This is a genomic window from Serratia sp. CY52157 (assembly GCF_052168495.1).
Lineage (GTDB): Bacteria > Pseudomonadota > Gammaproteobacteria > Enterobacterales > Enterobacteriaceae > Serratia > Serratia ureilytica.
In genome coordinates this window covers 15,274-25,825 of record NZ_JBJNMO010000013.1, presented here as the reverse complement: position 1 = coordinate 25,825, position 10,552 = coordinate 15,274, and the positions used below count along the sequence as shown (strand labels likewise).

General features: G+C 50.9%; 23 protein-coding genes and 1 pseudogene. All 24 read left to right on the top strand.

Annotation, left to right across the window (positions count from 1 at the left end):
- Positions 1-115: pseudogene (locus ACJ8IP_RS24125) on the top strand (EF-Tu/IF-2/RF-3 family GTPase); the annotation flags it as partial.
- A 131-nt stretch (positions 116-246) separates the two neighbouring features.
- The gene (gene bfd, locus ACJ8IP_RS24120) at positions 247-441 is read left to right on the top strand and encodes a bacterioferritin-associated ferredoxin (RefSeq protein ID WP_015379266.1); all 195 of its coding nucleotides are present in this window, start codon (positions 247-249) and stop codon (positions 439-441) included.
- Between the two features lie 73 nt (positions 442-514).
- Entirely contained in the window at positions 515-994 is a 480-nt protein-coding gene (gene bfr, locus ACJ8IP_RS24115) for a bacterioferritin (protein ID WP_004929784.1), read from the top strand.
- A gap of 381 nt (positions 995-1,375) precedes the next feature.
- The gene (rpsJ, locus tag ACJ8IP_RS24110) at positions 1,376-1,687 is read left to right on the top strand and encodes a 30S ribosomal protein S10 (RefSeq protein ID WP_001181005.1); all 312 of its coding nucleotides are present in this window, start codon (positions 1,376-1,378) and stop codon (positions 1,685-1,687) included.
- A gap of 32 nt (positions 1,688-1,719) precedes the next feature.
- Entirely contained in the window at positions 1,720-2,349 is a 630-nt protein-coding gene (gene rplC / locus ACJ8IP_RS24105) for a 50S ribosomal protein L3 (protein ID WP_015379265.1), read from the top strand.
- Positions 2,350-2,359: 10 nt separating this feature from the next.
- Complete coding sequence (gene rplD, locus ACJ8IP_RS24100; RefSeq protein WP_004929779.1) at positions 2,360-2,965, top strand: 50S ribosomal protein L4; 606 nt, start codon at positions 2,360-2,362, stop codon at positions 2,963-2,965.
- Positions 2,962-3,264 (top strand): 50S ribosomal protein L23, encoded by a 303-nt coding sequence (rplW, locus tag ACJ8IP_RS24095; protein ID WP_004951179.1) that lies wholly within the window; start codon positions 2,962-2,964, stop codon positions 3,262-3,264. The genes rplD and rplW overlap by 4 nt, the downstream gene beginning before the upstream one ends.
- Before the next feature lie 18 nt (positions 3,265-3,282).
- Entirely contained in the window at positions 3,283-4,107 is an 825-nt protein-coding gene (gene rplB / locus ACJ8IP_RS24090) for a 50S ribosomal protein L2 (protein WP_004929775.1), read from the top strand.
- A gap of 14 nt (positions 4,108-4,121) precedes the next feature.
- On the top strand, positions 4,122-4,400 hold the full coding sequence (gene rpsS / locus ACJ8IP_RS24085) for a 30S ribosomal protein S19 (RefSeq protein ID WP_004929772.1): 279 nt from the start codon (positions 4,122-4,124) through the stop codon (positions 4,398-4,400).
- Positions 4,401-4,414: 14 nt separating this feature from the next.
- Positions 4,415-4,747, top strand: a complete 333-nt coding sequence (gene rplV / locus ACJ8IP_RS24080) for a 50S ribosomal protein L22 (protein WP_002223844.1) — start codon at positions 4,415-4,417, stop codon at positions 4,745-4,747.
- 17 nt (positions 4,748-4,764) lie between these two features.
- Positions 4,765-5,463, top strand: coding sequence for a 30S ribosomal protein S3 (rpsC, locus tag ACJ8IP_RS24075; protein ID WP_004929766.1), 699 nt, complete (start codon positions 4,765-4,767; stop codon positions 5,461-5,463).
- Between the two features lie 12 nt (positions 5,464-5,475).
- Complete coding sequence (rplP, locus tag ACJ8IP_RS24070) at positions 5,476-5,886, top strand: 50S ribosomal protein L16 (protein ID WP_004929764.1); 411 nt, start codon at positions 5,476-5,478, stop codon at positions 5,884-5,886.
- Positions 5,886-6,077, top strand: coding sequence for a 50S ribosomal protein L29 (gene rpmC / locus ACJ8IP_RS24065; RefSeq protein WP_004929762.1), 192 nt, complete (start codon positions 5,886-5,888; stop codon positions 6,075-6,077). Before rplP ends, rpmC begins: the two co-directional genes overlap by 1 nt.
- Entirely contained in the window at positions 6,078-6,332 is a 255-nt protein-coding gene (rpsQ, locus tag ACJ8IP_RS24060) for a 30S ribosomal protein S17 (protein ID WP_004929760.1), read from the top strand.
- Between the two features lie 172 nt (positions 6,333-6,504).
- A complete protein-coding gene (gene rplN / locus ACJ8IP_RS24055) occupies positions 6,505-6,876 on the top strand; it encodes a 50S ribosomal protein L14 (RefSeq protein WP_000613954.1) in 372 nt (123 codons plus the stop codon).
- A 9-nt stretch (positions 6,877-6,885) separates the two neighbouring features.
- Positions 6,886-7,200 (top strand): 50S ribosomal protein L24, encoded by a 315-nt coding sequence (gene rplX / locus ACJ8IP_RS24050; protein ID WP_004929758.1) that lies wholly within the window; start codon positions 6,886-6,888, stop codon positions 7,198-7,200.
- A gap of 14 nt (positions 7,201-7,214) precedes the next feature.
- Complete coding sequence (gene rplE, locus ACJ8IP_RS24045) at positions 7,215-7,754, top strand: 50S ribosomal protein L5 (RefSeq protein ID WP_004929756.1); 540 nt, start codon at positions 7,215-7,217, stop codon at positions 7,752-7,754.
- 13 nt (positions 7,755-7,767) lie between these two features.
- On the top strand, positions 7,768-8,073 hold the full coding sequence (gene rpsN, locus ACJ8IP_RS24040) for a 30S ribosomal protein S14 (RefSeq protein ID WP_004929754.1): 306 nt from the start codon (positions 7,768-7,770) through the stop codon (positions 8,071-8,073).
- Between the two features lie 30 nt (positions 8,074-8,103).
- Positions 8,104-8,496, top strand: a complete 393-nt coding sequence (gene rpsH / locus ACJ8IP_RS24035) for a 30S ribosomal protein S8 (RefSeq protein ID WP_004929753.1) — start codon at positions 8,104-8,106, stop codon at positions 8,494-8,496.
- A gap of 14 nt (positions 8,497-8,510) precedes the next feature.
- Positions 8,511-9,044, top strand: a complete 534-nt coding sequence (gene rplF, locus ACJ8IP_RS24030) for a 50S ribosomal protein L6 (protein WP_004929751.1) — start codon at positions 8,511-8,513, stop codon at positions 9,042-9,044.
- A gap of 9 nt (positions 9,045-9,053) precedes the next feature.
- Positions 9,054-9,407 carry a 50S ribosomal protein L18 gene (rplR, locus tag ACJ8IP_RS24025; RefSeq protein ID WP_004929748.1) on the top strand — a complete coding sequence of 118 codons (354 nt, stop codon included), beginning with the start codon at positions 9,054-9,056 and terminating at the stop codon, positions 9,405-9,407.
- Positions 9,408-9,421: 14 nt separating this feature from the next.
- Positions 9,422-9,922, top strand: coding sequence for a 30S ribosomal protein S5 (gene rpsE, locus ACJ8IP_RS24020; protein WP_004929747.1), 501 nt, complete (start codon positions 9,422-9,424; stop codon positions 9,920-9,922).
- A gap of 6 nt (positions 9,923-9,928) precedes the next feature.
- On the top strand, positions 9,929-10,108 hold the full coding sequence (gene rpmD, locus ACJ8IP_RS24015; protein WP_048232028.1) for a 50S ribosomal protein L30: 180 nt from the start codon (positions 9,929-9,931) through the stop codon (positions 10,106-10,108).
- 3 nt (positions 10,109-10,111) lie between these two features.
- Positions 10,112-10,546, top strand: a complete 435-nt coding sequence (rplO, locus tag ACJ8IP_RS24010; RefSeq protein WP_004929742.1) for a 50S ribosomal protein L15 — start codon at positions 10,112-10,114, stop codon at positions 10,544-10,546.
- Positions 10,547-10,552: the final 6 nt, after the last annotated feature.

The window sequence follows — 10,552 nt, the reverse complement described above, 5'->3', positions numbered from 1 at the left end:
GAACATGGTTGTAACCCTGATTCACCCAATCGCGATGGATGACGGTCTGCGTTTCGCAATCCGTGAAGGCGGCCGTACTGTAGGCGCTGGTGTTGTTGCTAAAGTTATCGCTTAATCGCGAATAATTTTTCGACACAAAAAAGGGCACTTCGGTGCCCTTTTTTTATGCAATTTGTACAAATCTTAATTGAAATAAAAACCATTCCTATTTAGACTCAATGCATTGGTTAAGAAGTGAGTCTCTCTATGTATGTATGTCTGTGTAATGCGGTGACTGACAAAGCGATCCGTAATGCGGTGCGTCAGCACAATCCCCATACCATGAAGCAACTGCGTGAACTTGTGCCGATTGGTACCGATTGTGGAAAGTGCATTCGTCAGGCAAGACAGATTATGGTGGAGGAACGCGGAACTATCATCCCAATGCATGAAGTTGCCTAACAAAGGGTAAGGTTATTTTTGACTCTTGGCTTACAGGTTCTACACTTTTAGGACTGGCCAGGAGGAGTTACCTATGAAAGGCGATAAAAAGATCATTGCTCACCTCAATAAACTGCTTGGCAACGAGCTGGTTGCCATCAATCAATATTTCCTGCACGCCCGAATGTTCAAGAATTGGGGCTTAATGCGCCTCAACGACAAGGAATATCACGAGTCGATCGACGAAATGAAACATGCCGATCGCTACATCGAGCGTATCCTGTTCCTGGAAGGGATACCGAATCTGCAAGATCTCGGCAAGCTGAATATCGGCGAAGACATTGAAGAGATGCTGCGTTCCGATCTGGCGCTGGAGCTGGCGGGCGCCAAGAACCTGCGCGAAGGCATCGCCTATGCCGATTCGATCCACGATTACGTTAGCCGCGATTTGATGATTGATATCCTGGCCGATGAAGAAGAGCATATCGACTGGCTGGAAACGGAGCTGGATCTGATTGCCCGTCTCGGTATTCAGAACTATGCCCAGGCCCAGATTTTAGAGCGCAAAGAGTAAACCTTCCGTCCATTCGTCATCGTCTCTCCTGCCGGCGGCCGTTTTCTCGGCGGGGCAGGGGAGAGTGTTCCCGCCAAGCCTAATTCATTCCCTGTTTACCGTGTTAACACGCCAACTGCCACTGAACGCGCAAAAATGACGATTTCCTGAGCATATTTCCAACTGCGGCTTGCTTCCTGGGCCATTTTGCGTATAATGCGCGGGCTTACCTAATCTTGGTAAGCCTGATTTTAGCGAATCAGTCGATTGGCAGGCCTTTTTTGCCTTTCGAACAATACTCCCGATATGGGGGTTATATGTTGACGATTACACTCCCCCATCAATCGAAATGGGTGTGAGGAGTAATTATTTACGTTTATAAATAATTGGAGCTCTGGTCTCATGCAGAACCAAAGAATCCGTATCCGCCTGAAAGCGTTTGATCATCGTCTGATCGATCAATCAACCGCGGAAATCGTCGAGACTGCAAAGCGCACTGGTGCGCAAGTCCGTGGTCCGATCCCGCTGCCAACTCGCAAAGAGCGCTTTACCGTTCTGATCTCTCCGCACGTCAACAAAGACGCGCGTGATCAGTACGAGATTCGCACTCACAAGCGTCTGGTTGACATCGTTGAGCCAACCGAGAAAACCGTTGATGCTCTGATGCGTCTGGATCTGGCTGCCGGTGTAGACGTGCAGATCAGCCTGGGTTAATCAGGTCATTGAGCGATTGAGAGGTTGAAACAATGATTGGTTTAGTCGGTAAAAAAGTGGGTATGACCCGTATCTTCACTGAAGATGGCGTTTCTATCCCAGTAACCGTAATTGAAATTGAAGCGAACCGCGTGACTCAGGTTAAAAGCCTGGACACCGACGGTTACCGTGCCGTTCAGGTTACCACTGGTAGCAAAAAAGCTAACCGTGTAACCAAGCCGGAAGCGGGCCATTTCGCTAAAGCTGGCGTTGAAGCTGGCCGTGGTCTGTGGGAATTCCGCCTGGAAGAAGGTCAAGAATTCGCTGCAGGTCAGGAAATTAGCGTAGAAATCTTCGCTGACGTTAAAAAAGTCGATGTTACCGGTACTTCTAAAGGTAAAGGTTTTGCTGGCACTGTTAAGCGCTGGAACTTCCGTACCCAAGACGCTACCCACGGTAACTCCTTGTCTCACCGCGTTCCGGGTTCTATCGGTCAGAACCAGACTCCGGGCAAAGTGTTCAAAGGCAAGAAAATGGCTGGCCACCTGGGTGATGAGCGCGTAACCGTTCAGAGCCTGGACGTAGTACGTGTTGACGCTGAGCGCAACCTGCTGCTGGTTAAGGGTGCTGTACCGGGCGCAACCGGTGGCAACCTGATCGTTAAACCAGCTGTGAAGGCGTAAGGGGATAGCAATGGAATTAGTATTGAAAGACGCGCAAAGCGCGCTGACTGTTTCCGAAACTACCTTCGGTCGTGATTTCAACGAAGCGCTGGTACACCAGGTTGTTGTTGCTTATGCAGCAGGTGCCCGTCAAGGTACCCGTGCTCAGAAGACCCGTGCTGAAGTAACTGGTTCCGGCAAAAAGCCATGGCGTCAGAAAGGCACCGGCCGTGCGCGTTCAGGTTCTGTAAAGAGCCCGATCTGGCGTTCAGGCGGCGTGACCTTTGCTGCTAAGCCACAGGACCACAGTCAGAAAGTAAACAAAAAGATGTACCGCGGCGCGCTGAAAAGCATCCTGTCCGAACTGGTACGTCAAGATCGTCTGATCGTTGTCGAGAAGTTCTCTGTAGAAGCGCCTAAAACTAAGCTGCTGGCACAGAAACTGAAAGATATGGCTCTGGAAGACGTGCTGATCGTGACCGGTGAACTGGATGAGAATCTGTTCCTGGCAGCTCGCAACCTGTACAAGGTTGACGTGCGCGATGTAGCAGGTATCGATCCGGTTAGCCTGATCGCCTTCGACAAAGTGGTTATGACTGCTGATGCTGTGAAGCAAGTTGAGGAGATGCTGGCATGATCCGTGAAGAACGTTTGCTGAAAGTGCTGCGTGCACCGCACGTATCTGAAAAAGCATCCGCTGCGATGGAAAAAAGCAACACCATCGTTCTCAAAGTTGCCAAAGACGCGACCAAAGCAGAAATCAAAGCTGCAGTGCAGAAACTGTTTGAAGTCGAAGTCGAAGACGTGAACACCCTGGTTGTTAAAGGGAAAGTGAAACGTCACGGTCAGCGTGTTGGTCGTCGTAGCGACTGGAAAAAAGCTTACGTCACCCTGAAAGAAGGCCAGAATCTGGACTTCATCGGCGGCGCAGAGTAAGTCGGAGGAGTAAGAACAATGGCAATTGTTAAATGTAAACCTACATCTCCGGGTCGTCGCCACGTTGTTAAAGTGGTTAACCCTGAGCTGCACAAGGGTAAACCTTATGCCCCGCTGCTGGAAAAACTGAGCAAAAGCGGTGGTCGTAACAACAATGGCCGTATCACCACCCGTCATATCGGTGGTGGCCACAAGCAACATTATCGTCTGGTTGACTTCAAGCGCAACAAAGACGGTATCCCTGCTGTGGTTGAGCGTCTGGAGTACGATCCGAACCGTTCCGCGAACATCGCGCTGGTTCTGTACAAAGACGGCGAACGCCGTTACATCCTGGCGCCGAAAGGCCTGAAAGCTGGTGACCAGATTCAATCTGGCGTTGATGCTGCAATTAAAGCGGGTAACACCCTGCCGATGCGCAACATTCCAGTTGGTTCAACGGTTCACAACGTAGAAATGAAACCAGGCAAAGGCGGCCAGATGGCTCGCTCCGCTGGTGCCTACGTTCAGATCGTTGCTCGTGATGGTTCCTACGTAACTCTGCGTCTGCGCTCCGGCGAAATGCGTAAAGTTCCAGCTGATTGCCGCGCCACCCTGGGTGAAGTCGGTAACGCTGAACACATGCTTCGCGTTCTGGGTAAAGCAGGTGCTGCACGTTGGCGTGGTGTTCGTCCTACCGTTCGCGGTACGGCGATGAACCCGGTAGATCACCCGCACGGTGGTGGTGAAGGTCGTAACTTTGGTAAGCACCCGGTAACTCCGTGGGGCGTTCAGACCAAAGGTAAGAAGACCCGTAGCAACAAGCGTACTGATAAGTTCATCGTACGTCGCCGTAGCAAAAAATAATTAGAGGATAAGCCATGCCACGTTCTCTCAAGAAAGGTCCTTTTATTGACCTGCACTTGCTGAAGAAGGTAGAGAAAGCGGTGGAAAGCGGTGACAAGAAGCCTTTGCGCACTTGGTCCCGTCGTTCAACGATCTTTCCTAACATGATCGGTTTGACCATCGCTGTCCATAATGGTCGTCAGCACGTACCAGTGTTCGTTTCCGATGAAATGGTCGGTCACAAACTGGGTGAATTCGCGCCGACTCGTACTTATCGCGGCCATGCGGCTGATAAAAAAGCTAAAAAGCGCTAAGGTAGGAGGAAGAGATGGAAACTATCGCTAAACATCGCCACGCTCGTTCTTCTGCTCAGAAGGTTCGCCTTGTTGCTGACCTGATTCGCGGTAAGAAAGTGTCGCAAGCTCTGGAAACTCTGACCTACACCAACAAGAAAGCTGCTGGTCTGGTTAAGAAAGTGCTGGAGTCTGCCATTGCTAACGCAGAACACAACGATGGCGCTGACATCGATGATCTGAAAGTTACGAAAATCTTCGTAGACGAAGGCCCAAGCATGAAGCGCATTATGCCGCGTGCAAAAGGTCGTGCAGATCGCATCCTGAAGCGCACCAGCCACATTACTGTGGTTGTGTCCGATCGCTGAGACTCTGGAGACTAGCAATGGGTCAGAAAGTACATCCTAATGGTATTCGCCTGGGTATTGTCAAACCTTGGAACTCTACTTGGTATGCGAATACCAAAGAATTCGCTGACAACCTGGACAGCGACTTTAAAGTTCGTCAATTCCTGACTAAGGAACTGTCGAAAGCTTCCGTTTCTCGCATCGTTATCGAGCGTCCTGCGAAGAGCATCCGTGTGACCATTCACACTGCTCGCCCAGGCATCGTTATCGGCAAGAAAGGTGAAGACGTCGAAAAACTGCGCAAGGTCGTAGCGGACATCGCTGGCGTTCCTGCACAGATCAACATCGCCGAAGTCCGTAAACCGGAACTCGACGCTAAATTGGTTGCTGACAGCATCACTTCTCAGCTGGAACGTCGCGTTATGTTCCGTCGTGCTATGAAGCGTGCAGTACAGAACGCAATGCGTCTTGGCGCTAAAGGTATCAAAGTTGAAGTAAGCGGCCGTCTTGGCGGCGCTGAAATCGCACGTACCGAATGGTACCGCGAAGGTCGTGTTCCATTGCACACTCTGCGTGCGGACATCGACTACAACACATCTGAAGCGCACACCACTTATGGTGTAATCGGCGTTAAGGTATGGATCTTCAAAGGTGAGATCCTGGGTGGTATGGCTGCAGTTGAACAACCGGAACCGGCTGCTCAACCTAAAAAGCAGCAGCGTAAAGGCCGCAAGTAAGGAGAGTCGCTGATGTTACAACCAAAGCGTACAAAATTCCGTAAGGTGCACAAGGGCCGCAACCGTGGTCTGGCGCAAGGTACGGATGTTAGCTTCGGCACTTTCGGTCTGAAAGCTGTTGGCCGTGGCCGTCTGACTGCTCGTCAAATCGAAGCAGCTCGTCGTGCAATGACTCGTGCAGTTAAGCGTCAAGGCAAGATCTGGATCCGTGTATTCCCGGACAAACCGATCACCGAGAAGCCGCTGGAAGTGCGTATGGGTAAAGGTAAGGGTAACGTGGAGTATTGGGTTGCCCTGATCCAGCCTGGTAAGGTCCTGTACGAAATGGACGGCGTGCCAGAAGAGGTTGCCCGCGAGGCATTCAAACTGGCAGCAGCGAAACTGCCGATCAAAACCACCTTTGTAACTAAGACGGTGATGTAATGAAAGCACAAGAGCTGCGTGAAAAAAGCGTTGAAGAGCTGAATGCCGAGCTGCTCAACCTGCTGCGTGAGCAATTCAACTTGCGCATGCAGGCGGCCAGTGGCCAGCTGCAACAAACTCACCTGTTGAAACAAGTGCGTCGTGACGTCGCACGCGTTAAGACTTTACTGACTCAAAAGGCGGGTGTGTAAATGACTGAAGTTATCCGTACCCTGCAGGGTCGTGTTGTTAGCGATAAAATGGAGAAATCCATCGTTGTTGCTATCGAGCGTACTGTGAAGCACCCAATCTACGGGAAATTCATCAAACGTACGACCAAGCTGCACGTACATGACGAGAACAACGAATGTGGTACCGGCGACGTGGTTGAAATCCGCGAATGCCGCCCACTGTCCAAGACCAAGTCCTGGACGTTGGTTCGCGTTGTAGAGAAAGCGATTCTGTAATAGAGTAGCTGGCTCTCACTTAATAAACGGCTCAGAAAATGAGCCGTTTATTTTTTCTACCCATACCAAGTAAGCGGTGTTATAATGCTGCGCCCTCGGTTATGGGGCTTTTCAACGGCCTAATTTTTACTTGGGTCTTTAAAGTAGTAGTTGACATTAGCGGAGCACTAAAATGATCCAAGAACAGACTATGCTGAACGTCGCCGACAACTCCGGTGCACGTCGCGTAATGTGTATCAAGGTTCTAGGTGGCTCGCACCGTCGCTACGCAGGCGTCGGCGACATCATCAAAATTACCATCAAGGAAGCAATTCCTCGCGGTAAGGTGAAGAAAGGCGATGTTCTGAAGGCGGTAGTGGTGCGCACCAAGAAGGGTGTACGTCGCCCGGACGGTTCTGTCATTCGCTTCGATGGCAATGCATGCGTTATTTTGAACAATAACAGCGAGCAGCCAATCGGTACGCGTATTTTTGGGCCGGTAACTCGTGAACTGCGTAATGAGAAGTTCATGAAAATTATCTCTCTGGCACCAGAAGTACTCTAAGGAGCGAACATGGCAGCGAAGATCCGTCGTGATGACGAAGTTATCGTGATTACCGGGAAAGACAAAGGTAAGCGCGGTAAAGTAAAAAATGTCCTGTCTGCTGGCAAGGTCATTGTTGAAGGCATCAACCTGGTTAAGAAACACCAGAAGCCGGTTCCGGCTCTGAACCAACCAGGCGGCATTGTTGAGAAAGAAGCTGCAATTCAGGTTTCTAACATTGCTATCTTCAACGCGGCTACCGGCAAGGCTGACCGTGTAGGCTTTAGATTCGAAGACGGCAAAAAAGTCCGTTTCTTCAAATCTAACAGCGAAACTATCAAGTAATTTGGAGTAATACGATGGCGAAACTGCATGATTACTACAAAGACGAGGTAGTCAAACAACTGATGTCTCAGTTTGATTACAACTCTGTCATGCAAGTCCCTCGGGTCGAGAAGATCACCCTGAACATGGGTGTTGGTGAAGCGATTGCTGACAAGAAACTGCTGGATAACGCAGCAGCGGACCTGGCAGCTATCTCCGGTCAAAAACCGTTGATCACCAAAGCCCGCAAATCCGTTGCAGGCTTCAAAATCCGTCAGGGCTATCCGATCGGCTGTAAAGTAACTCTGCGTGGCGAACGCATGTGGGAGTTCTTTGAGCGTCTGATCTCCATTGCTGTTCCACGTATCCGTGACTTCCGTGGCCTGTCCGCCAAGTCATTCGATGGCCGTGGCAACTACAGCATGGGCGTGCGTGAGCAAATCATCTTCCCAGAAATCGACTACGACAAAGTCGATCGCGTTCGTGGTTTGGATATTACCATTACCACTACTGCGAAATCTGATGATGAAGGCCGCGCGCTGCTGGCTGCTTTTAACTTCCCGTTCCGCAAGTAAGGCAGGGTTACTGATGGCTAAGCAATCAATGAAAGCACGCGAAGTCAAGCGCGTGAAATTAGCTGACAAGTTCTTTGCAAAACGCGCTGAACTGAAAGCTATTATCTCTGATGTGAACGCATCCGATGAAGATCGTTGGAATGCCGTTCTCAAGCTGCAAACTCTGCCGCGTGATTCCAGCCCGTCTCGTCAGCGTAAACGCTGCCGCCAAACTGGCCGTCCACATGGTTATGTGGGCAAATTCGGGTTGAGCCGTATTAAGCTTCGTGAAGCCGCTATGCGCGGTGAAGTACCAGGCTTGAAAAAGGCTAGCTGGTAATTACCAATTGAATCACGGGAGTAAAGACAGATGAGCATGCAAGATCCGATCGCGGATATGCTGACCCGTATCCGTAACGGTCAAGCCGCGAACAAAGTTGCGGTCACCATGCCTTCCTCCAAGCTGAAAGTGGCAATTGCCAACGTGCTGAAGGAAGAAGGTTTTATTGAAGATTTCAAAATCGAAGGCGACGCCAAGCCTGTTCTGGAACTGGTACTGAAGTACTTCCAGGGCAAAGCTGTGGTAGAAAGCATTCAACGTATCAGCCGTCCAGGTCTGCGCATCTATAAGAAAAAAGATGAGCTGCCAAAAGTTATGGCCGGTTTGGGTATCGCTGTTGTTTCTACCTCTAAAGGTGTTATGACCGATCGTGCAGCTCGCCAGGCTGGTCTTGGTGGCGAGATTATCTGCTACGTAGCTTAATTCGGGAGGAAAGAATGTCTCGTGTTGCAAAAGCACCCGTCGTCATTCCTGCCGGCGTAGAGGTAAAACTCAACGGTCAGGTTATTTCGATTAAGGGTAAAAACGGCGAGTTGACTCGTACTATCCACGACGCCGTTGAAGTGAAGCAAGAAGCTAACGCACTGACTTTCGCTCCGCGCGAAGGTTTTGCTAACGCATGGGCCCAAGCGGGTACCACGCGCGCTCTGCTGAACGCAATGGTTGTTGGTGTTACCGAAGGCTTCACCAAGAAGCTTCAACTGGTAGGTGTTGGTTATCGTGCTGCCGTTAAAGGCAACGTGGTGAATTTGGCCCTGGGCTTCTCTCACCCTATCGATCACCAGCTGCCGGCAGGTATCACTGCTGAATGCCCAAGCCAAACTGAAATCGTGCTGAAAGGCGCTGATAAGCAGGTAATTGGCCAGGTAGCAGCAGATCTGCGCGCTTACCGTCGTCCTGAGCCTTACAAAGGCAAGGGTGTTCGTTACGCCGACGAAGTCGTGCGTACCAAAGAGGCTAAGAAGAAGTAAGGTAACACTATGGATAAGAAATCTGCTCGTATCCGTCGTGCGACCCGCGCACGCCGCAAGCTCCAAGAGCTGGGTGCAACCCGCCTGGTGGTACATCGTACCCCGCGTCACATTTACGCACAGGTGATTGCTCCAAACGGTTCTGAAGTACTGGTAGCCGCTTCTACTTTAGAAAAAGCTATCGCGGAGCAACTGAAGTATTCCGGTAACAAAGACGCAGCAGCAGCCGTAGGTAAAGCTCTGGCTGAGCGCGCGTTGGAAAAAGGGATTGCGAAAGTATCCTTTGACCGTTCCGGTTTCCAATATCATGGTCGAGTCCAGGCACTGGCAGATGCTGCCCGTGAAGCTGGCCTTCAGTTCTAAGGAAGAGGTTTAAGATGGCTCACATCGAAAAACAAGCTGGCGAACTGCAGGAAAAGCTGATCGCGGTAAACCGCGTATCTAAAACCGTAAAAGGTGGCCGTATTTTCAGCTTTACCGCACTGACTGTAGTTGGTGATGGTAACGGTCGCGTTGGTTTTGGCTACGGCAAAGCACGCGAAGTTCCAGCAGCGATCCAGAAAGCGATGGAAAAAGCCCGTCGCAACATGATGAACGTCGCGCTGAACAGCGGCACCCTGCAGCACCCTGTTAAGGGCGCTCACACGGGTTCTCGCGTGTTCATGCAGCCTGCTCATGAAGGTACCGGTATCATCGCGGGCGGTGCAATGCGCGCCGTTCTCGAAGTTGCTGGGGTGCACAACGTATTGGCTAAAGCTTATGGTTCCACCAACCCGATCAACGTGGTTCGTGCGACTATCGACGCTCTGGCGAATATGAAGTCTCCTGAAATGGTCGCTGCTAAGCGTGGTAAATCCGTTGCCGACATTCTGGGGTAATTGACCATGGCTAAGACTATTAAAGTTACACAAACTCGCAGCTCAATTGGCCGTCTGCCGAAGCATAAAGCTACTCTGCTCGGTCTGGGTCTGCGTCGTATTGGTCACACCGTAGAGCGCGAGGATACTCCTGCTGTTCGCGGTATGGTCAACCTGGTTTCCTACATGGTTAAAGTTGAGGAGTAACAGATGCGTTTAAATACTCTGTCTCCGGCTGAAGGTGCCAAGCATGCGCCTAAGCGTGTAGGTCGTGGTATTGGTTCTGGCCTGGGTAAAACCGGCGGCCGTGGTCACAAAGGTCAGAAGTCTCGTTCTGGCGGTGGCGTACGTCGTGGTTTCGAAGGTGGTCAGATGCCTCTGTACCGTCGTCTGCCGAAATTCGGCTTCACTTCACGCAAAGCGATGATCACGGCAGAAGTTCGTCTGTCTGAACTGGCTCTGGTTGAAGGCGATGTTATCGACCTGAACGCGCTGAAAGCCGCTAACGTAGTTGGTGTCCAGATCGAATTCGCGAAAGTTGTACTTTCTGGCGAAGTCGCTCGTCCGGTAACCCTGCGTGGTCTGCGTGTCACCAAAGGCGCTCGTGCTGCTATCGAGGCTGCTGGCGGTAAAATTGAGGAATAAGTAGCA

Coding starts and splice junctions, on each gene's coding strand:
- rplN (WP_000613954.1), top strand. CDS start 6,505: ATGATCCAAGAACAGACTATGCTGAACGTCGCCGACAACTCCGGTGCA.
- rpsC (WP_004929766.1), top strand. CDS start 4,765: ATGGGTCAGAAAGTACATCCTAATGGTATTCGCCTGGGTATTGTCAAA.
- rplR (WP_004929748.1), top strand. CDS start 9,054: ATGGATAAGAAATCTGCTCGTATCCGTCGTGCGACCCGCGCACGCCGC.
- rplB (WP_004929775.1), top strand. CDS start 3,283: ATGGCAATTGTTAAATGTAAACCTACATCTCCGGGTCGTCGCCACGTT.
- rplD (WP_004929779.1), top strand. CDS start 2,360: ATGGAATTAGTATTGAAAGACGCGCAAAGCGCGCTGACTGTTTCCGAA.
- bfr (WP_004929784.1), top strand. CDS start 515: ATGAAAGGCGATAAAAAGATCATTGCTCACCTCAATAAACTGCTTGGC.
- rpsQ (WP_004929760.1), top strand. CDS start 6,078: ATGACTGAAGTTATCCGTACCCTGCAGGGTCGTGTTGTTAGCGATAAA.
- rplW (WP_004951179.1), top strand. CDS start 2,962: ATGATCCGTGAAGAACGTTTGCTGAAAGTGCTGCGTGCACCGCACGTA.
- rpsE (WP_004929747.1), top strand. CDS start 9,422: ATGGCTCACATCGAAAAACAAGCTGGCGAACTGCAGGAAAAGCTGATC.
- rpmC (WP_004929762.1), top strand. CDS start 5,886: ATGAAAGCACAAGAGCTGCGTGAAAAAAGCGTTGAAGAGCTGAATGCC.
- rplF (WP_004929751.1), top strand. CDS start 8,511: ATGTCTCGTGTTGCAAAAGCACCCGTCGTCATTCCTGCCGGCGTAGAG.
- rpmD (WP_048232028.1), top strand. CDS start 9,929: ATGGCTAAGACTATTAAAGTTACACAAACTCGCAGCTCAATTGGCCGT.
- rplE (WP_004929756.1), top strand. CDS start 7,215: ATGGCGAAACTGCATGATTACTACAAAGACGAGGTAGTCAAACAACTG.
- rpsJ (WP_001181005.1), top strand. CDS start 1,376: ATGCAGAACCAAAGAATCCGTATCCGCCTGAAAGCGTTTGATCATCGT.
- rplV (WP_002223844.1), top strand. CDS start 4,415: ATGGAAACTATCGCTAAACATCGCCACGCTCGTTCTTCTGCTCAGAAG.
- rpsN (WP_004929754.1), top strand. CDS start 7,768: ATGGCTAAGCAATCAATGAAAGCACGCGAAGTCAAGCGCGTGAAATTA.
- rplP (WP_004929764.1), top strand. CDS start 5,476: ATGTTACAACCAAAGCGTACAAAATTCCGTAAGGTGCACAAGGGCCGC.
- rpsS (WP_004929772.1), top strand. CDS start 4,122: ATGCCACGTTCTCTCAAGAAAGGTCCTTTTATTGACCTGCACTTGCTG.
- rpsH (WP_004929753.1), top strand. CDS start 8,104: ATGAGCATGCAAGATCCGATCGCGGATATGCTGACCCGTATCCGTAAC.
- rplC (WP_015379265.1), top strand. CDS start 1,720: ATGATTGGTTTAGTCGGTAAAAAAGTGGGTATGACCCGTATCTTCACT.
- rplX (WP_004929758.1), top strand. CDS start 6,886: ATGGCAGCGAAGATCCGTCGTGATGACGAAGTTATCGTGATTACCGGG.
- rplO (WP_004929742.1), top strand. CDS start 10,112: ATGCGTTTAAATACTCTGTCTCCGGCTGAAGGTGCCAAGCATGCGCCT.
- bfd (WP_015379266.1), top strand. CDS start 247: ATGTATGTATGTCTGTGTAATGCGGTGACTGACAAAGCGATCCGTAAT.